The 21510-nt window shown below is 69.3% G+C and carries 19 protein-coding genes; 11 read left to right on the top strand and 8 right to left on the bottom strand.

The window, feature by feature from the left end; translation table 11 throughout:
- From GQ466_RS29210 to GQ466_RS29220, 3 genes are read left to right on the top strand one after another with little or no spacing between them, the layout of a single operon-like run.
- A complete protein-coding gene (locus tag GQ466_RS29210; RefSeq protein WP_161106294.1) occupies window positions 1-1395 on the top strand; it encodes an NtaA/DmoA family FMN-dependent monooxygenase in 1395 nt (464 codons plus the stop codon).
- Window positions 1392-2207: a TauD/TfdA family dioxygenase gene (locus GQ466_RS29215; protein ID WP_161106295.1), complete on the top strand. Its 816-nt coding sequence runs from the start codon at window positions 1392-1394 to the stop codon at window positions 2205-2207. Before GQ466_RS29210 ends, GQ466_RS29215 begins: the two co-directional genes overlap by 4 nt.
- Complete coding sequence (locus GQ466_RS29220) at window positions 2204-2902, top strand: GNAT family N-acetyltransferase (RefSeq protein WP_161106296.1); 699 nt, start codon at window positions 2204-2206, stop codon at window positions 2900-2902. The genes GQ466_RS29215 and GQ466_RS29220 overlap by 4 nt, the downstream gene beginning before the upstream one ends.
- A gap of 218 nt (window positions 2903-3120) precedes the next feature.
- Here GQ466_RS29220 and GQ466_RS29225 read toward each other — a convergent pair whose 3' ends face one another.
- A complete protein-coding gene (locus tag GQ466_RS29225) occupies window positions 3121-3648 on the bottom strand; it encodes a hypothetical protein (protein WP_161106297.1) in 528 nt (175 codons plus the stop codon).
- A 62-nt stretch (window positions 3649-3710) separates the two neighbouring features.
- On the opposite strand from GQ466_RS29225, the gene GQ466_RS29230 reads away from it, so the two are divergent.
- Together GQ466_RS29230 and GQ466_RS29235 are read left to right on the top strand one after the other, a co-directional pair.
- Window positions 3711-4319, top strand: coding sequence for a TetR family transcriptional regulator C-terminal domain-containing protein (locus GQ466_RS29230; protein ID WP_161106298.1), 609 nt, complete (start codon window positions 3711-3713; stop codon window positions 4317-4319).
- Between the two features lie 103 nt (window positions 4320-4422).
- Entirely contained in the window at window positions 4423-5442 is a 1020-nt protein-coding gene (locus tag GQ466_RS29235; protein WP_161106299.1) for an NAD-dependent epimerase/dehydratase family protein, read from the top strand.
- Window positions 5443-5538: 96 nt separating this feature from the next.
- Here the strand turns inward: GQ466_RS29235 and GQ466_RS29240 are convergent, their stop codons facing one another.
- On the bottom strand, window positions 5539-6432 hold the full coding sequence (locus GQ466_RS29240) for an alpha/beta fold hydrolase (RefSeq protein WP_161106300.1): 894 nt from the start codon (window positions 6430-6432) through the stop codon (window positions 5539-5541).
- A 318-nt stretch (window positions 6433-6750) separates the two neighbouring features.
- On the opposite strand from GQ466_RS29240, the gene GQ466_RS29245 reads away from it, so the two are divergent.
- The 5 genes from GQ466_RS29245 to GQ466_RS31115 all read left to right on the top strand — a co-directional run bounded on the left by GQ466_RS29245 (window position 6751) and on the right by GQ466_RS31115 (window position 12964).
- Window positions 6751-8586, top strand: a complete 1836-nt coding sequence (locus tag GQ466_RS29245; RefSeq protein ID WP_161106301.1) for an MFS transporter — start codon at window positions 6751-6753, stop codon at window positions 8584-8586.
- Between the two features lie 133 nt (window positions 8587-8719).
- A complete protein-coding gene (locus GQ466_RS29250) occupies window positions 8720-10081 on the top strand; it encodes a cytochrome P450 (protein ID WP_161106302.1) in 1362 nt (453 codons plus the stop codon).
- A gap of 88 nt (window positions 10082-10169) precedes the next feature.
- Complete coding sequence (locus GQ466_RS29255) at window positions 10170-11003, top strand: methyltransferase domain-containing protein (protein ID WP_161106303.1); 834 nt, start codon at window positions 10170-10172, stop codon at window positions 11001-11003.
- A 64-nt stretch (window positions 11004-11067) separates the two neighbouring features.
- Window positions 11068-12336 (top strand): cytochrome P450, encoded by a 1269-nt coding sequence (locus GQ466_RS33015; RefSeq protein ID WP_161106304.1) that lies wholly within the window; start codon window positions 11068-11070, stop codon window positions 12334-12336.
- 190 nt (window positions 12337-12526) lie between these two features.
- Window positions 12527-12964: a hypothetical protein gene (locus GQ466_RS31115; protein WP_202421278.1), complete on the top strand. Its 438-nt coding sequence runs from the start codon at window positions 12527-12529 to the stop codon at window positions 12962-12964.
- Between the two features lie 114 nt (window positions 12965-13078).
- Here GQ466_RS31115 and GQ466_RS29270 read toward each other — a convergent pair whose 3' ends face one another.
- The 5 genes from GQ466_RS29270 to GQ466_RS29290 all read right to left on the bottom strand — a co-directional run bounded on the left by GQ466_RS29270 (window position 13079) and on the right by GQ466_RS29290 (window position 19677).
- Entirely contained in the window at window positions 13079-14032 is a 954-nt protein-coding gene (locus GQ466_RS29270) for a terpene synthase family protein (RefSeq protein WP_161106305.1), read from the bottom strand.
- Between the two features lie 5 nt (window positions 14033-14037).
- On the bottom strand, window positions 14038-15978 hold the full coding sequence (gene shc / locus GQ466_RS29275) for a squalene--hopene cyclase (RefSeq protein ID WP_161106306.1): 1941 nt from the start codon (window positions 15976-15978) through the stop codon (window positions 14038-14040).
- A 127-nt stretch (window positions 15979-16105) separates the two neighbouring features.
- On the bottom strand, window positions 16106-17155 hold the full coding sequence (locus GQ466_RS29280) for a polyprenyl synthetase family protein (RefSeq protein ID WP_337193670.1): 1050 nt from the start codon (window positions 17153-17155) through the stop codon (window positions 16106-16108).
- 530 nt (window positions 17156-17685) lie between these two features.
- Window positions 17686-18705: an NADP-dependent oxidoreductase gene (locus tag GQ466_RS29285; RefSeq protein ID WP_161106307.1), complete on the bottom strand. Its 1020-nt coding sequence runs from the start codon at window positions 18703-18705 to the stop codon at window positions 17686-17688.
- Between the two features lie 276 nt (window positions 18706-18981).
- On the bottom strand, window positions 18982-19677 hold the full coding sequence (locus GQ466_RS29290) for a type 1 glutamine amidotransferase domain-containing protein (RefSeq protein WP_161106308.1): 696 nt from the start codon (window positions 19675-19677) through the stop codon (window positions 18982-18984).
- Between the two features lie 105 nt (window positions 19678-19782).
- Between GQ466_RS29290 and GQ466_RS29295 the strand changes: the two genes are divergently transcribed.
- Window positions 19783-20706, top strand: coding sequence for a LysR family transcriptional regulator (locus GQ466_RS29295; RefSeq protein ID WP_161106309.1), 924 nt, complete (start codon window positions 19783-19785; stop codon window positions 20704-20706).
- 149 nt (window positions 20707-20855) lie between these two features.
- On the opposite strand, the gene GQ466_RS29300 is transcribed toward GQ466_RS29295, so the two are convergent.
- Window positions 20856-21503, bottom strand: coding sequence for a class I SAM-dependent methyltransferase (locus GQ466_RS29300; protein WP_161106310.1), 648 nt, complete (start codon window positions 21501-21503; stop codon window positions 20856-20858).
- Window positions 21504-21510: the final 7 nt, after the last annotated feature.

A 21510-nucleotide genomic window follows, 5' to 3' on the forward strand; every position in this document is an offset into this window, starting at 1 on the left:
ATGACGAGCACGACCCCCGACACCGGCGCCCCGTACGATCCGCACGCCCAAGTCCACCTCGGCGTCTTCCAGGTCGGCGTCGGATCCCTCATCTGGGACGACCCGGCAGCCGCACCGCACGTCGCGATCGAAACCTTCGTCCACGTCGTCAAGCTCCTGGAGCGCGGGCTCTTCGACGCCTTCTTCCTCGGTGAGGGCCTGCGCGTCCGCGAGAACCGCGGTCGCGTCTACGAACTCGACGTCGCCGGGCGACCCGACGCGATCACGCAGTTGGCCGCCCTGGCAGGCGTGACCGAGAAGATCGGCCTGGTCGCCACCCAGAACACCACCTACAACTTCCCCGCCGACCTCGCGCGCCGCCTCGCCAGCCTCGACCTGCTGTCCGGGGGCCGCGCCGGATGGAACATCGTCACCACCGACAACGCGTGGACGGGCGCGAACTTCCGGCACGGCGGCTGGCTGGAGCACGAACGGCGGTACGAGCGGGCCGGTCAGTTCGTCGCGGCGGCCAAGGAGCTGTGGTCGTCGTGGGAACCGGACGCCGTCGCCGACTCCGGTGACGCCAAGAGCTGGGCGCGGCCCGGCGCGATCCGTCCCGTCGAACGGCACACGGACCTCGTGGACTTCCGCGCCACCGCCACCGTCCCCGGCAGCAGGCAGGGACGGCCGGTCCTGTTCCAGGCCGGCGACTCCGACGGCGGTCGTGAACTGGCCGCCGCGCACGCCGACGTCGTGTTCTCGGCGAACACCGAGTTCGGCAAGGCCGTCGCGTACGCCGCCGACCTTCGCGCCCGGCTCGCCCGGTACGGCCGCTCTCCGGACTCGTTGCGCATCCTGCCCGGCGCGTCGGTCGTCCTCGGCGACACCGTGCGGGAGGCCGAGGAGAAGGCCCGCTGGATCTACCACCAGCAGGTGTCCCCCGCCCGCGCGATCGCGTACTTCGAGCAGTACTGGGGCACTGATCTGTCCGCCTACGACCCGCATGGTCCGCTTCCCGACATCCCGCCGAGCGAGGAGGAACTCGACCCCTCGCGCGGCACGCTTCCCATCGAGCGACGCAAGGGGAAGCTGGCGCTCATCGCGCAGTGGCGGGAGAAGGCCGAGCGCGAGAACCTTTCCATCCTGGACCTCGCCCGAGCGGTCACCACGCGGCACGACCCGTTCGTCGGCACACCGTCGCAGGTCGCCGACCGGTGGGCCGAGTACGTCCGGACCCGGGCCGTGGACGGGTTCAACATCCTCCCCGACCAGATCCCCGCGTCCCTGGAGGACATCGTCGACCGGCTCGTCCCCGAACTCCAGGAACGCGGCCTCTACCGCACCGCCTATGAAGGTGACACGCTCCGCGAGCACCTCGCCCTGCCGCCGCTCGCGCCCGAGGGAGTCCGACCGTGACGGTTCTGCACCCGACCTACCAGGTACGCCGCGCCGGGCCCCGGTTCGGCGCCGAGATCTCCGGCATCGACCTGACCCGTCCCGTGGACGACGCGACGGCGGACGCGCTGCGGCGGGAGTTCATCGACCACAGGGTCCTCGTCTTCCGCGACCAGCACCTCGACCCCGACCAGCACGTCGCGGCCGTGCGCATCTTCGGCGACCCGTTCGACCATCCGACCGCGCGGCGCGACGACGCCAACCGCCTGTCGTATCCCTATGACGTCAGCCGGACCGGCAAGGCCAGTGTGTGGCACGTCGGCGGGATCTGGCGGACGCCGCCGTTCAGCATCGAGTCGCTGACCTACCAGGCGGTGCCCGAGCTGGGCGGGCACACGCTCTGGGCCGATCTCCAGGCCGCTTACGACGACCTCTCCGATCCGGTCAAGGCGCTGCTGGAGTCGGTCTCGGCCGTGTATGACGGCGACCCCGGCAACTACGCGCAAGGCAGCGACAAGTCCGCGGTGGGCGAGACCGTGGAGCAACCTGTCGTGCTGACGCACCCCGATACCGGGCGCAAGGGCCTATTCCTCAGTTCGGGCGCCCTCGGCCTGACCGGCGTGACGGCGGCCGAGGCCCGAGTGCTCCTTCCCTTCCTGCTCGACCATGCCTCGTCACCGGACTACTCGATCCGCTTCGGGTGGCAGCCGGGCGATTTCGTTCTGTGGGACAACCTGGCGACCTGGCACTACGCGATCGACGACTACGCGGACGGACCCCGCCGCTACCGCAAGGTGATCGCGACCCGGGAGAACTTCGCGAGGCGCGGATGAGCCGGCCTCATCCGCTCGACCGCCCGGCGTACGCCTCGCTGACCGGGCCGCACGCCCACTTCGCCGAGTGGCGCGGCAACGTGGTGCGCTACCCGGCCGACGTCTCGCCGTTCCTGGTCGTTCCCGAGCGTCCGGACGCGGCCGACTGGGCGGACGTCGCGGCGCTCGCCGGTCCGGGCACGGTCGTCCCCCTGGTGGACGTCCTGTCGGCGCCGCCCGACACCTGGGAGATGGTGATGAGCCTGGCCGGGGTCCAGCTCATCGACAACGGTGTCACCGGCTCGGTCGATGCCGAGGCGGTCAGGCTCACCGCCGCTGACGTCCCGGAGATGATGGCGCTCGTCGAGCGCACCAAGCCCGGTCCCTTCCTGAGCCGCACGATCGAACTCGGGACCTACCTCGGCATCCGGCGGGACGGGCGGCTCGTCGCGATGGCGGGCGAGCGGCTGCATCCACCGGGCTTCACAGAGATCAGCGCGGTGTGCACCGACGCGGCGTACCGGGGGCAGGGACTCGCCACCCGGCTCGTCCGGACACTCGTCGCGGAGATCCGCGCGCGGGGAGAAACACCGTTCATGCACGCCGCCGCGCACAACACGACGGCGATCCGGCTCTACGAGTCGCTCGGCTTCCAGGTGCGGCGCACGGCCACTTTCGCGGCGGCCCGCGTCCCCGGCGAGGTGGCCGCGGCCTGACAGGGGTCCCTGGGGCGGTTCTTACGGCGCGAGGCCGCCCCAGGGCGCCGCGACAACCTCGGAAACCTCTCAGCGTCGTCCGGTCCGCCGTCCAGGTGGCGAGAAGACGCTCGTTCCTCCGCGTACGCGTGCGTGTACGCGGAGGAAACAAGATTCGCTGCACGGCGCGATGGGCGCCTTGCCCTGCTGCGGGGTTCCGATCGTGTTCTCCGCCGAGATCAGCCTTTGCGTGGCGCGATCGTGTAGCTGAAGGAGATCAGGAAGTCCACGACGAGGATGATCGCCCACGGACCCATCACCGCCCACGCGTTCACCGTCTGCGCCACGTTTCCGACGAGCAAGGTGAAGATCCCGAGCACGCCCGCCGCGATCGCATAAGCCAGCAAGTGCCGCAGCCACTGGCCGCGTTCGCGGGCCGCGTGAGCCCGCCCGGACTTCGGCGGGCCGCTGGGCGCGGGGCCGCCCGCGAAACGGTGAGCGAAGCGTTGGTCGGCCCACTGGATCATCTGGTGCCCGAACGCGACCGAGACTCCGAGATAGATCGCGGCGAGACCGTGCGCCGGGGACCCCTCGGCGCCTCCTCGCAGGTCGATGACCGATGCCGCCAGCAGCACGACATCGGCGAGAGGAACGCAGAGGAGCAGCCCCGCGCCGAGCCGACGGGCGCGAAGAAGGTACCGCGCTGCGAGTCCGAGGACGAGCAGCAGCCAGAACGCGACCTCGCACCCCACGATCAGGACGATCACCACGCCTCCTTTCCAACACGACTGTGCCAAATAATTTAGCACAGTCGTGCAATAATGCCGTGGTGCCGAAGATCGTGGACCACGAGGAGCGCCGGGCTGAGCTGGCCGAGGCCGTCTGGCGCGTGATCGACAGGGACGGAGTGGACGGCGTCTCCATCCGCTCGGTCGCCGCGGAGGCCGGCTGGTCGCCCGGCGCACTGCGGCACTACTTCGCCACCCGCGCCGAACTGCTCGCGTTCGCGTGCGAGGAGGTGATCGCACGCGTCACGGCCCGGGTGTCGGCACCTCGTCGAGATCAGGACGTACGGCGGGCCGTCCGCGAGATCCTGCTGGAGACGATGCCGGTCGACGCCCAGCGCACCACCGAGGCGTCCGTCGCCTTCTCGTTCCTCGCACTCGGCCTGAGCGACCCCCATCTCGCGGAGGTTCAGCGCGCCCACTTCGACGCGATGCACGAACTCTGCCGACAGCTCGTGGATCTCCTTGCTGCCGAACGTCTGCTCGCCCCGGACGCCGCCCCGCCCCAGACGCTCGCCCGGCGCCTGCACGCCCTCGTGGACGGCCTTTCCATCCAGCGGCTCGCCCGCCACCTGTCCGCGCATGAGATGACAGCGCAACTCGACGCATACCTCAATGAACTAATGCGCACGTCCAACAAACAACCGACGTGAACCAAGGCGTTTCGTTTTCCGCCCCTCCCGTGTCGATCGCCCACTGCTACGCCTTTAGTGAACACGCGTTCAATGGCCGGCCCCCTGAGCGAACATGACAGGCATGAAGGTGCTGGTCCTCGGCGGTACACATTTCGTGGGACGAGCGATCGTTGAAGTGGCGATCAGCAGGGGTCACGAGGTCACGACGCTCAACCGGGGCCGCGACCGCACGGTCACACCCGACAGCGGCACCCGCCTCATCGCGGACCGGACCGATCGGGAGGCGTTGCGCGCTGCGGTCGCGGACCGAACATGGGATGTCGTCCTCGATACGTGGAGCGGCGCGCCCCGCGTTGTTCGCGACTCGGCACGGTTGCTCGCCGACCGCGCGGGACATTACGGCTACGTCTCCAGTGTCTCGGTCTACCGGTGGCCGATTCCGATCGGTTCTGACGAGCACACTGCCGTCGTCGACGGCCGTCCGGATGACGACGGCCAAGACGATTACGCGATCGCCAAACGTGGCGGCGAGATCGCGGTGCACTCCGCTTTTGAGAACCGTTCTTTGATCGCACGCGCGGGACTGGTCCTCGGACCGTACGAGAATGTGGGCCGTCTTCCGTGGTGGCTGCGGCGAATCCAGCGGGGTGGGGCCGTCCTCGCCCCCGGCGAGCCGGGCCGGCACGTCCAGTACATCGACGCGCGCGACCTGGCTGAGTGGATGCTCGCCGCTGCTGAACGCGGAGTCGGTGGAACCTTCAATGTGGTCGGCCCCGCCGATGCCACGACGATGGACGAGATCCTGCGAACCGCCATCGACGTGACGGGCTCGAACGCCGATCTGGTCTGGGCGGCTCCTGACTTCATCGAACAGGCGGGACTCAGCCCGTGGACCGAACTGCCCTTGTGGCTCCCACCCGACTCCGAGTACGACGGCATGCGGACCGTCGACTCATCCGCCGCGTACCGGGCCGGACTGAGCTGCCGTCCAGTCGCCGAGACGGTTCGCGACACCTGGGACTGGCTGGTGAGCGAGGGCGACCCGCGCCTGCGACCCGACCGCCAAGCCCCCGGACTCGACCGCGCGAAAGAGGAGCGGCTGCTCCGCGAGCTCGCCGGGCAGGTGAGACCGGCTCCATGAGGTGGCCCGCAGAGGCAGATCATGGACGAATTGGCGCGCCATTCACTGCCGGTCTTCCCTACGCGGCTCGACGTCGGCGAGCGTTCGAGTTCGACCTCAGCCGGACACCCAGTCCAGGATCTTCCGGTTGACCTCGCCAGGGCGATCGAGGTGAGGGAAATGGCCCGCGCCCGCGACGAGATCGGCGTGCGAGCCCGGCGGTAGCGCAGCCATGACCCGGTTCAGGTCTCCGGCGGGAGCGATGATGTCCGCGCCGAGCGCGCCGTCCTCCATGCCGTGCAGGTACAGGACGGGACGTTCCCCTGTCGCCGCGACGGCTTCCTGTTCGCGCGCATAGCGCTCGAAGTGAAGTGAGTGGTCGAAAAGCGCCCGGTAGTACTCGATTGCCGCCGTCGCATTCTCCGGCGCGGCCAAACATTCTGCGGCATAGCTGACGTCCGCCGCTATGTCGGCGCTTTCCGGCGACCAGTCGCGCCACAGCCCCTCGATGAACAGCCGGTCCAGGACCAGTTCGGCCAAGGGAGTCTGGAACAAGAACAAGTAGAACCAGCGCTTGAGCTGCTCATAGCGCTGGAATGCGTCGCCCGTCGCCGCGAGCGGCGGCCCGGCCAGCGTCACGACTCTGCGCCAGCGCTCGGGAGCGATCACGGCGGCCCCGTAGGCCGCCGCCGTACCCCAGTCATGACCGATGAGAACCGCGTCCTGGTCTCCGCCGAGTTCTTCGTGCAGGGCGACGGCGTCGGCAACGAGCGCTCCGCTCTGATACGCGCCGTCCGCCGGGACGGCCGTCGGCGCGTATCCCCTCGCGAACGGCGCGACGGCACGGTACCCGGCGGCGGCGAGCTCGGGCAGGAGATGCCGCCACGTATAGGCCGAGTCGGGGAACCCGTGGAGACACAACGCCAGCGGACCGCGTTCGGGACCGGCTTCCAGAAAGCCGAACTTCAACCCGTTCGCCTGGATCGAACCTTTCGCAATTTTGTACTCCATACATTCACCGCACTTTCGGCTACATCGAGTATGTGCGACATTCCAGGCATGGATGATCGCCCACCTTCGATTGCACAGGTCAACGCGAGGTAGTCATACAGTAACCGTGCATCTATGTGTTGGCGACGATACGGTTTGACGCGAGCGTGGCGGACCAACTGCGGAGGGCAATACATGGGCTTGCGTCGCCGAGAGACCACTGCTCGCATCCGAACGCAACGACCCAAATCCACCTCTGGCAGCCCATCTCGCTTTTCCCTCACGACAGGCCGGATCCAAATGGACCGGACGAATTCGGGCACGAGTCCGGCTGTGAGCATGCGGCGCCGTTGGGCCGCGACCGTGGTGGTGTGTCTCGGGCTGTTCCTGATCGGGATCGACTTCACGGTCCTCAACGTCGCGATCCCCGATCTGCAGCGTGACCTGCGACTGTCCACGACGGATGTTCAGTGGATCATCGACGGCTACGCCGTGGCCATGAGCGGAACCGTTCTTGCCGCCGGTGCGGTGGCCGACCGGATCGGACGGCGACGGGCGTTCGTGCTCGGAATGCTGCTGTGCGTCGTCACTTCGGTGGTCGGCGGCCTGGCCGACACGTCGGTGCAGGTGATCGCGGCTCGCGTCGGGATGGGCCTCGGTTCTGCGCTGATCATGCCCGCGACCCTGTCGATCGTGACCCGGCTGTTCCCGGAACCGGCCCTGCGCCGCCGGGCCATCGCGGTGTGGTCCGCGGTGGCGGGCGTCGGCGGCCTGCTCGGACCGGTCATCGGCGGCTGGCTCGTGGACCGGTGGTCCTGGCACGCCGGTTTCTGGGTCAACGTTCCGATCGCCGTCACCGCCGTCGTCCTGGCGTTGTGGCTCGTCCCCGAGTCCCGCGCGCCCGGCAGGATGTCGCTGGACCTTCTCGGCGCGGTGCTGTCGGCGCTCGGGCTGACCGCCTTGGTGTGGGCGGTCGTGGAGGGTCCCGACCGCGGCTGGACGAGCGCCCTGGTCGTCGTGGCGTTCGGGTCGGCGGCACTGCTGCTGGTCCTCTTCTTGCTGTGGCAGGTGCGTCACCGGTCTCCGATGCTGCCGCTGTCCCTGCTGCGCGTCCCGCGCATCGGGACGGGCTTGGCCGCGCTGGCGCTGATGTCCTTCATCGCCTTCGGGTCGTTCTTCATCCTGGTCGTCTACCTCCAGGGCGTCCTCGGATACTCCCCGTGGGAAGCGGGCGTCCGCACCCTGCCCATGTCGGTCGCGATGATCGCCGGCTCCGCCGCCACGCTGCCGCTGATGAGCCGGGTGGGCGGCGACACCATGACGCTGCTCGGCTTCGCATGCGTCACCGGCTCGTTCGCCTTGCTGGCCACCACCACCGCGGACTCCGGTTACGACCGCCTCGTGGTGTTCCAGCTCGTCCTCGGCGTCGGCTGCGGGCTGTCCCTGTCCGCACTCACCGGGACCGTGATGGACGCGTTCCCCGCCGCATCCGCAGGGCTCGGCTCGGCGCTCAACGACGTCGCCCGGCAGGTCGGCATGGGCCTCGGCGTCGCGGTACAAGGCTCGATCCTCGCCGCCGTGTCGTCCCATCGCCTCCACCATCTGCTCGGACGAAACCGCGGATCGGAGGACGTCAACGCGATCCTCGCGACGTCCGCCCACGGTCACGGCGGCCCGTCCGCCCAGACCGTGGTCGCGGCCAAGGACGCGTTCGTGACCGGTATGGCCCGCTCGTCCGTCGTCGACGCCGTCGTCCTCGGCGCCGTGGTCGTCGTGGCCGCGGTCTGCCTGATCCGCGGCCGGGTCATCCGGCGCGCCGAAACCACCCCGTCTCACACGATCCCAAGGAGTCGTTCCGTGCTGCGCAGACAGCTTCCCTTCCCGTTCCGCGCCCCTGCCGAAGCCAGGCCCGAGAACCGTCAGGTCGTGGTGCGCCTCCCCATGCCGGGAGCGTGGTCGTTGGCGCTGATCCCCCTGCTGACGGCGTCCTGCGTGTTGTGGTGGCGACGCTCTGCCCGGGGGAACGAGCGTGGTCGCGTCGGGCTGGCGGAGATCACTCTGGCGGGCCGCCAGCTTGTCCAAGAGATGCTGCACGCCGGACGGTCCTCGGAGATCGGACGACGCGGACGCAGGCTCCTGCACGACTTCCTGGTCGGACGCGACCGGCGAGCGTGACCTCACCGAAGGAGTAAGACCTGTCCGCCCTATCGGGTAGCGCCTTACCCCGGGAAACCACAGTGAGTAGTCAAGCATGTGTAATGTGCGACGGGCCGAGCAGCGGCCCCACCACCTCTGAGGAGTCCAGCGAATGATCACGGCACGGTCGGACCGGATCCCCCTCGCGCCCGGTGGTGTCCCCCTGCTCGGTCACACGGTTCCGCTGCTGCGCGGCTCACTCGACTTCCTCAGCCGGCTTCCGGCCTACGGCGGTGTCGTCGGCGTGCGCGTGGGGCCGCTGCGGACGATCGTCGTCTGCGACCCCGAGCTGACCCGTGAGTTCCTGCGCGACGACCACGTCTTCGACAAGGGCGGCCGGTTCTTCGAGCTGGCCCGGGAACTCGCCGGACACAACCTGGCGACCTGCGCGCACGAGCGGCACCGCCGCCAGCGCAGGCTGATCCAGCCCGCCTTCTCCCGTGATCGCTTCGACGGTTACGGACGGATCATGACGGCCCGTTCCACCTCCGCTGCGAGCGCGTGGCACAACGGCCAGGTCCTCGATGTCCTCCCGGAGATGCAGAAGATCACCCTCAGCACGCTCGTCGAGACGATGTTCTGCGACGAGCTGCCCGGCCATGTCGTCGGCCAGGCCGTCGAGGACCTCAGCGCAATCTTCGGCGGCTCATACCTGCGAGCCAGCGTGCCGTCATGGCTCGCCTGGGTGCCGGGGTTCGGCAAAGGGCGGATGGCCGAAGCCGCCGCCCGGCTCCGCAAGAACCTCGCCGTCATCATCGCCGAGCGCCGTGCGGACGGCACCGACCACGGCGACCTGCTGTCCGCTCTCCTTCCCGGCCGCGCCCCTGACGGCCGGGAAATCTGCACCTTCGAGAACGGCTTCACCGGCAGCGAGGTCAGCGACCAGGTGATGGCGTTCTTCGGTGCGGGCACCGACACCACCGCCGCCGCTCTCGCATGGACACTGCATCTGGTGGCTTGCCACAGCGAGGTCCAGCAGCGTGTTCAGACGGAGGTCGACGCGGTGCTGAACGGCCTTCCGCCCAGCCTCGACGACCTTCCCGCGCTGCGCTTCACCGGCCGGGTGGTCACCGAAGCCATGCGGCTCTTCCCGCCCGCGTGGATCCTGACCCGCGTCATCACCGCGGACGCGGATCTCGGCCCGTACCGGCTTCCCGCCGGGTCCACCGTCGTGTGCAGTCCCTATCTCATTCACCGCCGCGCCGATCTCTACTCGGCACCCGAGCGGTTCGACCCGGACCGGTGGGACGCGTCCAGACCGCAGCCGCCGCGCTACGCCTACATCCCGTTCGGAGCGGGCGCCCGCAAGTGCATCGGCGACCAGTTCGCTTACAAGGAGGCCGTTCTGGCGCTGGCGGCGATCAGCTCGCGCTGGCATCTCAGTCCCGGGCCCGGCCGGGGTCCCAAGGTCTACGCCGGCGTCACTCTCCGGCCCCAAGGACTGCGCTTGCGGGTGACGTCCCGCACGAAATGACCACGCACTCGGCCGCTCCGCCGGGTGCCCCCGCCGAAGGTCTTCGGCATCCCCCATCGAACACCGCCCGGAAAGGCTGTGACCGAACGTGACCGAGACCCAGCTCCCGACCCCGTCCATGGTCGGCTCGATGTACGACCGGTTCAACGACCTGTTCACCCAGCATCTCGGGGACAACCTCCATCTGGGCTACTGGGACGACGACACCGACGACACCCCGATCTCCAAGGCGACGGACCGCATCACCGACATGGTCGCGGCCCGGCTCGCCCCGCTCCCGGGAGCGGAGATCCTGGACGTCGGGTGCGGCAACGGGCGCCCCTCCGTCCGCATCGCCACCGAGTACAGGGTCCATGTCACGGGCATCACGGTCAGTCCGCACCAGCTGCGGGTCGCGCACGCGCGCCCGGAAGCCGGGCCGGGACCGGGGCACGCCGCCTTCCAGCTCGCCGACGCCATGGCGCTGCCCTTCCCGGAAACGCGTTTCGACGGCGCCTACGCCATCGAGTCGCTGCTGCACATGTCGGACCGCGCCCGCGCCATCTCCGAGATCGCCCGGACGTTGCGTCCGGGAGCGCCCCTCGTCGCGCTCGACTTCTACCAGGACGGCGACCTGCCCCACGAGGACGCCGACATCATGGACCGCCTCCACCAGGCGTTCGAGCTTCCGCCGCTGGCGCGCGTCGGTGAGTACGAGACGTTCATGGCCAAGGCCCGGTTGGACGTCGTCGACTGCGAGGACATCACCGGCCACGTCCGCCGCAGTCATCGCCTGCTCGCCGACGCGATGCGACGCATCGCCTCGGACGCCGACTTCGACACGGAGATCCGCGATCGCATCGTCGCCTACGCCGAGCTGAACGAGAACATCGGCATTCACCCGCAGGTCCACTACACGCTCATCACCGCCCGACGGCGCTGACTCCCACTCCCCGGCTTCTGTTCCTGCAACCCGTCCAGCACAGCGAAGGCATCCGATGACAACCGTGGACCAGATAGACGAGAGCGACGTCGACCTCATCGACCCGTGGTTCCGTCACCGTCAGCCGGATCGGTGGTACGCCCTTCTCGCGCACCTGCGCACCCTCGACCGGCCGATGTACTTCCGGGAGAAGCCGTTCCCCTTCCTCCCGCACGGCGACGGCTACTACGCGCTGGTGACGCATGCCGACGTGAGCGAGGCGACTCGCGACGCCCGCGCCTTCCGCAACGCGCCGACGGCCACCGTGCCCGAGACTCCCCGCTGGCTGGCCCGCTACAGCGGCGACATGATCCTCGACACGGACAATCCGCAGCACACCCGATTGCGCCGGATCGTGTCCCGCGCCTTCACGCCGCGGACGCTGACCCGGATCGACGAGCAGATCCGGCGGGCGGCCGGGGAGATCGTGCGCGACTTCGCCAAGTCCGGCGGCGGCGACATCGCGTCGCGGGTCGCCGCCCCCATGCCGGCGCGGATCATCTGCGAGATGATGGGCGTCCCGCGCTATCTCATGTCCGAGGTCCTGGACCTCAGCCTGTCCCTCGCGGGCGGCTACGACCCCGGCTACGGCGGCTTCCCGGAGAGCCGCAGCCCTGTGCGGAGTCTCGCCACCGGAGTCCGGTTGTTCTACGGGAGCCGCCGCCTCAGCCGGATCGGCATGTCCGTCGCCCGCGAACGGGCCCGGCGGCCGACGGGCGACATCGCGTCCCGGCTCGTCACCGCCAATCCGGACGGCGAGCATCTCACGCCGCGGGAGCTGAGCTCGTTCGTCAACACGTTGCTGGTCGCGGGCAGCGAGACGACGCACAACGCCATCACTCACGGCATCAAGCTGCTGACGGACCACCCCGCGCAGCGCGAACTCCTGCTCAGCGATCTCAACCGCTACCTCGACGGAGCGATCGAGGAGATCCTTCGCCTCAGCAGCCCGATCCTCACCTTCCGGCGGACCGTCGCCGAAGAACGTGAACTCGGTGGACGCACGTTCCGGCCCGGCGATCGGGTCATGCTCTTCTACCCCTCCGCGAACCGTGACGAGCGGGTCTTCGACCGGCCGGAAGAGTTCGACATCACGCGTGACCCCAATCCCCACCTGGCGTTCGGCGGTCCCGGGCCGCACTACTGCCTCGGCGCCCACCTCGCCCGCCGTGAGCTGAGCGCTGTGTTCCGTGAACTCTTCACCCAGTTGCCCGGCCTCCGGGCAGTCGGCGAGCCCGAATACCTGGTCTCGCCGCAGCTCAACGGGATCACCCGCCTCGACTGCACGTTCTGACCCCCCCGGCACCGCTGCGTCCCTCACCCCCTCTTCAGGGGCGCAGGCAAGACGCCAAGCCGCTCCGGCGAGCGCGTGAGCATGCTCGCGACCACGCCGGAGTTATCCACAGAACCGGCTTCGGGTGGCGCGCCCATCACGGGTCTCGGTTTCCTTGGAGGTCCGTACACCGAACGAAGGGACGCGACCCATGAAGGGCGACAAGATCCAGGTGCTGGTCGACACGGGCGAGGGGACGCCTCGAGTCTTCGAGATGACGGCGACGCAAGGAGGTCGACGGGTCGAGGTCGTCGTGGACGGCCCCCTGGTCACGATCAGGGAGGTCAAGCGCACGGGAAAGCCCGTCCGCTCGATGCGGTTTCCCACTGAGCGGATCGTCGCGCTGATCGAGATGCCGATCGAGACGGCGAAGGGTCGGCATCCCACCGTCTCCGCCGTGGAGGAAGGTTCCGAAGCAGGGCCGACCGACGCCGGTGATGACCGACCCGCCTTTGCCGCTCGGAATCTGCCCGCTCCCCTTCCGACAGGCGGTGGTCGGCCGTCCGGTCGACGGCCGACCACCGCCCCGCACCAGAATCCGTCGCGCGGGAGGAGCGCGGCAGGCCGGTCGAAGAAGGGGAAACGTTGACGTCTTGGGGATCGTCCGCTGGGCGGGCTCGGCGGTAGGTCTTTCCTGCTCGGTCTACCGGACGTAGCCCGTCGATTCCGACTAGGTCTTCCGGCGGGGATGCCGGGATCGTGGTCAGCGATAACGGTCTGCAGCGACGACCGTGTGCCAGGAGGCGAAATAGCCTACGAGATTACCGACCACGTCACCGTACTCACCGACGTGCCGATCGTGGGTGGTCTTCAGGTGAGCGATGGTCTCGTGAGCACGAGCCGTCTCCGTTTCGCACATTGCGGAGATGATCGAGATGCTTTCGTCCAGAGAGCATCGGCGCTCGTGCATGAGAAGTGTCGGAAGCGTGATCGCCGTGTCTCCGGACCTGTGCTCCTTCCGATGGGAGGCGAGGTCATTGACGCAGGCCAGCAGCGTGCATGCCGTCGTGTTCAGCTCGCCGACCTCGGGAACGTCATGAATCTCGGCCGGAAAACGCGAGTGTTCGAGGGGTTCGAGCAGCGCGACCAGAGACCATGCGGCCACGGTGTGCCTTCGTGCGACCAGGTAGTCCGCGACCGAGGGCGGAGACGTGGCGGACTCGATGTCGACGTGCCAGTTCTGTGCCGCGATGAACGCGGTGAGCGCCTTGGCGAGGCGACTGTGGTGCCGGTGCGGCAGGATCGCCGCGCTGCGAGTGAGGAGGTCTTCCAAGGCGGCGACGAATCCGGTCTGGTCGCCGGCTCGCCGAGAGGTCGTGGCGTGCAGGGTCTCGTTCAGATGCAGGGTGAGGCGGGTGAGGTCACCGGTTCGCCTGTCGCAGCCGTCCACGAGGACGTCTCCGAACGCGGTGATCCAGACCATGACGTCTCCGGCCAGTTCCAGCACGTCCGGCGGGGCTTGCGGGAACAGCATGGCGAACGCGGCGCCGGCGTTGATGCGCTCGACGCGTGCGCGCGTCTCCGGATCCGGTGTCAGGTCGAATTGGTGAAGCCAGTCGAGAGCGTGCCGCTCAACGACCACGGCCCGGTCGTTCAGCACCCAGTCAGCCTGTCCGGTCTCACTCGGCGGCGGGGTCGACGTCGTGGACATGTGCATGGTGATCACCTCTTCCGGTCCGGCTGGGCGATGCGGAATCCGTTGCGCAGTCGTCGATCCCTGGTGGGCTGACGCGGGGTCGACGCCTGCGCCGGTCCGGGATCCGCCGCAGGACGGCGGTAGCCGGCCAGTGCCAGGGTCGCGAAGACCTGCGCATAGGAGCCGTACCGGATCGGCGCGTCCCGTGGGAAGCCCGTTCCGGTGTACGCGGCCTCGTGCCACGCGCCGGAGGCGTCCTGCTGCCGCAACAGCCAGTCGATCCCGGCTTTGACACGGTCGCCGCGCTCCCCGGTCGTGATGAGCGCGTGGACCGCCCAGCCGGTCTGGGAGGGTGTCGATCGTCCCCGGCCGTGCCAGACGTCGTAGAAGTAGGATCGCTGGTCTTCACCCCATCCGCCGTCCTCGTTCTGCCGGGAGTACAACCACTCGATGGCCTGCCGGACGGCAGGATGCGCGGCGGGCACTTTCGCCGCCGTCAGCGCGCAGAGAGCGCCCGTGGTGCCGTAGATGTAGTTGCAGCCCCACTGCCCGTACCAGGAGCCGTCGGGTTCCTGGTTGTCGAGCAGCCAGCGCACGCCGTCCCTCGTCGGGGCGGCATACTCCTGGCCCGCCGCAGCGAGCGTCTCGACGACATGCGCCGTGACGTCGGCGGTCGGCGGGTCGACGACAGCCCGTGCGTCATGCCACGGAAGCCGCAGCACCCGCCGTACTCTCGCGTCGGTGTCGAAGGCACCCCAGCCGCCGTCGCTCCAGGCCATTCCGGCGAGCCACCGGTGTCCGCGGTCGGCGGCCTGGAGAGTCTGTTCGTCCGACGAGGACGCCGCGTCCAGGGCGCGGAGGACGAGCGCCGTGTCGTCGGTGTCAGGACCGGTGCGGTTGGCGACCTGGAACGACCAGCCGCCCGGTGCGAGTTCCGGACGGTGCCGGGACCAGTCGCCCTGAGCGGTGGTCTGCTGTCCGAGCAGCCACCGGTGTGCACGGTCCACCGCCGGGTGATCGTTTCCGAGGCCCGCCGCGCGCAGGGTCAGCAGCGTGTTCGCGGTGTCCCAGATCGGACCGTGCGAGAACTGCACCCTGCTGAGGCCGTCGCCGCGTGGTCGCACGAAGGCGCCGAGTCCGGTGACCGCGCGGCCCACCGCCTCCCGGTCGCCGGGCCCGTCCAGGAGATGCAGGGCGATCGTCGCGTAGACCGTGGCCGAATGGGTGCCGTTCCAGCAGCCGTCGGTCTGCTGGCGCTCCAGCAGCCAGCGACGCGCCCGCAGCAGGGAACGGCGGCGAATCCGGGCCGGGACCGAGGCGTGGTAGAGCGCCACCGGGCGGGCTCGGAATCGCGAACGCGGCGGCCGGTCGCAGATCTCGCCGAGGTCGAGTCCGGTGCGCCGGACCGGGCGCAGCGCCGTGATCACAGCGAGGGGGACGACCAGATGGCGCGCCCAGTCCGCGAAGTCGTCGAGGGCGATCGGCCCTTTCGCGGGGAGCAGCATGATCTCGGGTGGAAGCATCTTGAGGTCATGCCACGGCCACAGGCCGAACAGCGCGAGCCAGAGCCGCGTGGACGCCCGGCAGGCTCCGGGGCCGCCGAGCTGATGGATGCGCCGGGCCGCCACGCGCATGTGCGGCGCCTCCGCCTGCTCGCCGCCCATGCGCAGTGCCAGGTAGGCCATCACGCTGGTGGACAGTTCGTCCGGACCGCCGACGAAGTTCGGCCAGCCGCCTTCATCGGTCTGCTGCGTGCGGATCCAGGTGCGGATCTCCCGGCTTTCGGGCGGTTCGGGGAGGCCGAGGAAGGTGTGGGCCAGCAGGTGGTGAGCGTCCACGCTGACCTTGTTGTCGAGGCCCCCGTCCCAATGGCCGTCGTCGGACTGCCGGGAGAGGAGCACCGCCACGGCGCGATCCAGCGCGTCGGCGATCCGCTCCGCCCGTTCTTCCTCGGTGAAGGATTCCACCTGGTCATGCCTCCGTCCTGCGCGCCGCACAGCGACCGGCTCAGTCGGACCGGCGCGTCCGTGTTTCGGTTTCGGTGGGATCGCCGTGGCCGGACGCATGTCCGACCACGGCGTACGGTGCGCGCCGCTACCGGTGGGTGCCGGAGCTGGTGATCATGGCCGCCAGGGTGTTGAGCCGTGCGGCGGCGGCCGGATCGGTGGCGGCGACCTCCAGGTGGAGGCGGGCCTGACGGATGTGGTGGTCGGCGCGTTCGCTGGCCCACGCGCGTCCGCCGGCCGCTTCCACCAGGTCGGCGGCGCGTGCCTGCTCGGCCGGGGTGAGAGGAGTTTCCTTCTGGTAGAGATCGGCCAGTTCGGCGCGTGCGGCGCCGGTGTTCGCGAGCGCGTAGGCGACCGGCAGCGACTTCTTCCCGGACGCCAGATCGGACGTGGGCTTGCCGGTCACGGCGGGATCGCCCCAGATCCCCTTGATGTCGTCGATGAACTGGAAGGCCAGGCCGAGGTCGAGCCCGAAGGAATGCATCCGCGCGATCTGCTCGACGGTCGCGCCGCCCGCGATGGCGCCGAGCGCGCAGGCCGCGGCGATGAGCGACCCCGTCTTCGCGGTGGCCATCGCCTGCGACTCGCTGAGGGTGGTGGCCGGACGGCCCTCCATGAGCAGGTCGGTGTGCTCGCCCTCGATGAGCTGCTGGACGGTGCTGGTGAGGATCATGACGCCCTGGCCGGCCAGCGGAAGAGACTCGGCGAGAGTCCGTATGGCGACGAAGAACAGGGCATCGCCGGCCAGGATCGCGTCGGCCACACCGAACGTCCGCCAGACGGCGGGACGCCCGCGGCGGGTCTGGTCACCGTCGATGATGTCGTCGTGAAGCAGCGACGCGTTGTGCACGAGTTCCACGGCGACTGCGGCCGGAAGTGCCCGCGCCTGGTCTCCGCCCACTGCCTGGCACGCCAGCAAGGCCAGCGCCGGGCGCACCGCCTTGCCGCTGTCACCGTCGATCGGTGTCCCGTTCCTGTCGTGGGTCCCGAGGTGATAGCCGACAATACGGCCCAGTTCGGCCGGGAACTGGTCGACGACATGCCGGAGCGCGGGCGCGAGGAGTTGCCGCGTTCCGGCCAAGATCTGAACCGCTTCCGAGGTGCCGTTGTCACCGAGTTTCGTATCCAGCGCTTCCACAGACCACTCCTTCCAGCCCAAGGCCGGACAAATTCATCAGCCACTCCTGGTCATGACTTGCGCACTACAGGTAACAGCGCGAAGGCGGGCTCAGGTAAGTAACGGCAGGTGTCAACAGTCAGCCCGAAGAGTTAGGTAGCTCAGACCCTGCAATGGGCAAGGCCGCAGCACCCCATCGGAAAAGCACACACAGTAGAGAGCGAATCGGGCGAGGTGGACAAATGACAACGTCGCCAACGTAACTCGCACAGATTTGCTTTATGTGACGCGCGGGGAGCATGACGAAAGTCTGGACGCGATGCGCCGACCCCGCCGGACTCGGCTGCATATGCCCTTAAGCCGACTTGCGGCAGCTAGCGACACCGCGGCCGGCGTCTCCATACCTAACGCGACAAACGTCAGACTCGTACGGCCGTAGAATAGGTCGGCCATCTGCCAGAATGGTCCACGATACGGGGACGTCGGCATTCGACGGACGCGTGAACGCCCGGTGCGGAAACGTTTCCACACCGGGCGTTCATGGCGCTGCGCTAGTTCGCAGACGCGTTCAGCCGGACGAGCATCTTGCCGGTGTTGGCGCCGCGCAGCAGCCCGAGGAAAGCGTCCACGGCATTGTCGATGCCGTCGACCACGGTCTCGCTGTACTTGAGGCTGCCGTCGGCGAGCCAGCCCGCCGCAAGCTGCGCGTACTCGGTGGCAAGGTCCTGATGGTCGGTGACGATGAAGCCGCGGAGGCTCAGACGCTTACCGATCGCCAAGCCCAGGTTGTTCGGCCCCGGAACGGGTCCGGCGGCGTTGTAAACGGAGATCGCTCCGCACAGCGCGACGCGACCGTTGGTGTTCAGTGCGCCGAGGGCGGCTTGAAGGTGGTCACCGCCGACATTGTCGAAGTAGACGTCGATGCCGTCCGGCGCGGCGGCTGCGAGCTGTTCCGCGAGGTCGCCCGCCCGGTAGTCGATCGCCGCGTCGTAACCGAACTCCTCGACCAGGCGTCGTGCCTTGTCCGGGCCGCCCGCCGAGCCGATGACCCGGGACGCGCCGAGATGCCGCGCGATGCGTCCGGCGAGGATGCCGACCGCTCCGGCCGCACCGGACACGAACACGACGTCGCCCTTTTCCACGGGCGCGATCCGGACCAGGCCCGCGTAGGCCGTCAGTCCGACCATGCCGAGCGCGCCGAGGTAAGCCTGAGCCGGAGCGATCGAGGTGTCCACGATGCGGACATGCCCGGCGGGCAGCACGGCGTGCTCACGCCAACCTGCGCCGTGCAGCACGGTCGCGCCGACCGGGACGTCCGCAGACTCCGAGGCGATCACGGTGCCGACCGCGGCACCGTCCAGGGCCGCACCGAGCTTGAACGGTGGCGTGTAGGACTTCACGTCGTTCATCCGTCCGCGCATGTAAGGGTCCACCGACATCCAATCGTTGCGGACCAGCACCTCCCCCGCTTGGGGCTCCCCCACAGCGACTTCGGCAAGAGTGAAGTCCGACGGGCGGGGCTCTCCCACCGGACGGGCGGCAAGGCGGATCTCACGACTGGTGTCAGGCATTGATGCTCCAGATCACAGCAGGCCGTCGGAGCAGGGCGACGACGGCGGACCGAAAAAGGCGGGTGTTCTCGGGCGCGGCCTCGAAGCCGCGCACCAGTGTCAGGCATACACCGGCCGCCTCGGCGGTGGGCACAACGGTCCGGCAGTGTGCGAACACGTCCGTCAGCAGTTGCCGCAGGCGGGCGTCGAATCCTCAGAGACGTCTCCGAACCGCCGTAGAGGGTCACGCACTCGTAGGTCGCGTCGAGCACGTCGCCGAGCCGGTCAGTGGCCATGTCAGCGCAGGCGCGCCACGATCTCTGCGGCGAGCGGTGCGGACGACGCCGGGTTCTGCCCTGTGAACAGGTTGCGGTCCACCACGACCTTCGGCTGCCACGGCTCGCCTTCGCGGAAGTCCACGCCGAGTTCAACGAGCCGGTCCTCGAGCAGCCAACGCGCCTTGTCGGCGAGGCCCGCCTGCTTCTCCTCCTCGTTCGTGAAGGCCGTGACGGCGTAACCGGCGAACGGTGAAGAGCCGTCGTCGCGGCGAGCGGCGAGCAGCGCCGCCGGCGCATGGCAGACGACGCCGAGCGGCTTGCCCGAATCCAGTGCCGCGGTGAGCAGCCGTCCGGAGTCCTTGTTGACGGCGAGGTCCTCCATCGGGCCGTGGCCACCGGGGTAGAAGACCGCGTCGTAGTCGGCCAGCTGGACGTCCTCCAGGCGGAGAGGGTCCTTCAGCCCGGTGATCGCATCCAGCTCGGCGGTGATCTCCTTCGCGCCGTCCTCGCCGCCGTTGACCTCGGCGGCAAGGCTCGCCTGGTCCACGACCGGCACCGCACCGCCAGGGGTGGCGAACACGATCTCGTGGCCGGCGGCGGTGAAGGCCCGGTACGGCGCCACGGCCTCCTCCGCCCAGAATCCGGTCGGGTGCCGGGTTCCGTCCTTGAGCGTCCAGTGGCGCGCTCCGGTCAGGACGAACAGGATCTTCGACATGGGTGCTCCTCAACCGTCGGTTCGACGTTCGCCGTCCAGATCGTCCGAACGTCGATGACCCCAACGTAAGCACCGGTGGATCAACCTAGAAATAGAATCGCCTATATGACCGATCGGAATGCCAATGGGCCGGTGGACCTCGGCTGGCTCCGCTCGTTCCTGGCCGTCTACCGGACGGGGTCGGTGACCACGGCGGCCCGGCTCGTCGGGTTGTCCCAGCCCACGGTGACGACGCAGATCAAGGCGCTCGAAGACCGCCTCGGCCGCGCGCTGTTCCAGCGTCTGCCGCGCGGCATGGCTCCGACCCCGCCCGCACACGACCTCGCCGCCCGGCTCGCCGGGCCGATGGACGAGCTCGAAGCCGTTGCCGGGAACGGCCCGGCGGAGCGGCCGGCGCCGGAACCGCCCGTCCATCTGGGCGGCCCGGCGGACGCCGTGGCCGCGCTCGTGCTGCCCGCGCTCGCGCCGCTGATCGAGCGCGGCGTCCGGCTGCACGTCACCACAGGCCTCGCCGACGAGCTGCTGACCGCCCTGCGCGCGGGCACCTGCGATCTCGTCGTCTCCGCCGTCCGGCCGCGCGGCCGGACGCTGCTCGCCCGGCCGCTCATGGACGAGGAGTTCGTCCTCGTGGCCGCCCCGGGACGCGCCGCGCGTCTGGACCTCGACAGGCTCACCGCCCACGGGCCTTCCGCCCTCGACGGGGTGCCCCTGGTCTCCTACGCCGAGGATCTGCCCATCCTGCGGCGCTACTGGCGGCACGTCTTCGGAGTGCGGCTGAATGCGAAGCCCGCCGTCGTCGTCCCGGACCTGCGCGCCGTGGTCGCGGCCGTCGCGGCGGGCGCCGGGGTGAGCGTCCTGCCGCGCTATCTCTGCGCCGCGCACCTGGACGCGGGGACGCTCGTCACGCTGCTCGACCCCGATGATCCGCCGATCAACACGGCCTTTCTCGTTGAGCGTGCCGGAGCACCGGACCGTCCGCACATCGCCCTCGTCCGCGACGTCCTCGTCGAAGCGGCACGTTCGTGGTGACGCGCACCTGTGGGCCGACAGTCGACCGCTTTCCGGCGGGCATTAAGGCGGCAGAAGCAAATCCTCCTGCATGTACGGACGCTGCTGTGCGATGTGGCGGGCTGGCCGTGAGCCGACCACGACCACGTGTGTGGTCATATCGCGGCGCATCACCGCGCTGACCGGCGGCGCCGGATCTTCAGGATGTTGTCCGGGCGGGTCGCCGGCTGCCCGTCAGGGCCGGTGAGCTCCTGCACCACGGTCTCGTCCACCTCCACTTGCCAGTCTTCGTCCGGCAGGGCGAGGGCGGCCAGGACCTCGCCGGTCGTCGGGAAGTGCAGTGCCGGGTCGTGGTCGGTGTCCCAGGACGGCCCTCCGGCGTGCCCGGCGACGAGAAGGCGGCCACCGGGCGCCACCGCTGCGGCGGCCCGCCGCAGGATCTCTTCGCGCGGCATCTCCACCGGCGAGTGCAGGAACTGGGCCGACACCAGGTCATAGGTGCCTTCGGGGAAGCTGACCGCCAGGTCGTGGCGCCGCCATGCGATCCGCTCGGCGACGCCCGCAGCGGCGGCGTCCCGGGCGGCGCGGCTCAGCGCGGTGGCCGACACGTCGACGGCGGTGACCGTCCAGCCCTGGCGCGCGAGCCAGATCGCGTCGGCTCCTTCTCCGCAGCCGAGGTCCAGCGCCGTTCCGGGAGCGAGCGCTGTCACCTCCCGGATGAGGATTCCGTTCGGGTTTCCGCTGAAGATCTGGTCCTCACGGCCGTAGAAGCCCTCCCAGAACTCTTCGGCCGATGCGCCGGGCTCCGCATGCAACATGGTTCTC

The organism is Actinomadura rayongensis (genome assembly GCF_009831215.1).
Lineage (GTDB): Bacteria > Actinomycetota > Actinomycetes > Streptosporangiales > Streptosporangiaceae > Spirillospora > Spirillospora rayongensis.

Bases quoted from the DNA above. Each gene is read 5' to 3' on its own strand.
- GQ466_RS29210 (WP_161106294.1), top strand. From the start codon at position 1: ATGACGAGCACGACCCCCGACACCGGCGCCCCGTACGATCCGCACGCC.
- GQ466_RS29220 (WP_161106296.1), top strand. From the start codon at position 2,204: ATGAGCCGGCCTCATCCGCTCGACCGCCCGGCGTACGCCTCGCTGACC.
- GQ466_RS29235 (WP_161106299.1), top strand. From the start codon at position 4,423: ATGAAGGTGCTGGTCCTCGGCGGTACACATTTCGTGGGACGAGCGATC.
- GQ466_RS29240 (WP_161106300.1), bottom strand. From the start codon at position 6,432: ATGGAGTACAAAATTGCGAAAGGTTCGATCCAGGCGAACGGGTTGAAG.
- GQ466_RS29245 (WP_161106301.1), top strand. From the start codon at position 6,751: ATGCGGCGCCGTTGGGCCGCGACCGTGGTGGTGTGTCTCGGGCTGTTC.
- GQ466_RS29250 (WP_161106302.1), top strand. From the start codon at position 8,720: ATGATCACGGCACGGTCGGACCGGATCCCCCTCGCGCCCGGTGGTGTC.
- GQ466_RS31115 (WP_202421278.1), top strand. From the start codon at position 12,527: ATGAAGGGCGACAAGATCCAGGTGCTGGTCGACACGGGCGAGGGGACG.
- GQ466_RS29270 (WP_161106305.1), bottom strand. From the start codon at position 14,032: ATGCACATGTCCACGACGTCGACCCCGCCGCCGAGTGAGACCGGACAG.
- GQ466_RS29285 (WP_161106307.1), bottom strand. From the start codon at position 18,705: ATGCCTGACACCAGTCGTGAGATCCGCCTTGCCGCCCGTCCGGTGGGA.
- GQ466_RS29290 (WP_161106308.1), bottom strand. From the start codon at position 19,677: ATGTCGAAGATCCTGTTCGTCCTGACCGGAGCGCGCCACTGGACGCTC.
- GQ466_RS29295 (WP_161106309.1), top strand. From the start codon at position 19,783: ATGACCGATCGGAATGCCAATGGGCCGGTGGACCTCGGCTGGCTCCGC.
- GQ466_RS29300 (WP_161106310.1), bottom strand. From the start codon at position 21,503: ATGTTGCATGCGGAGCCCGGCGCATCGGCCGAAGAGTTCTGGGAGGGC.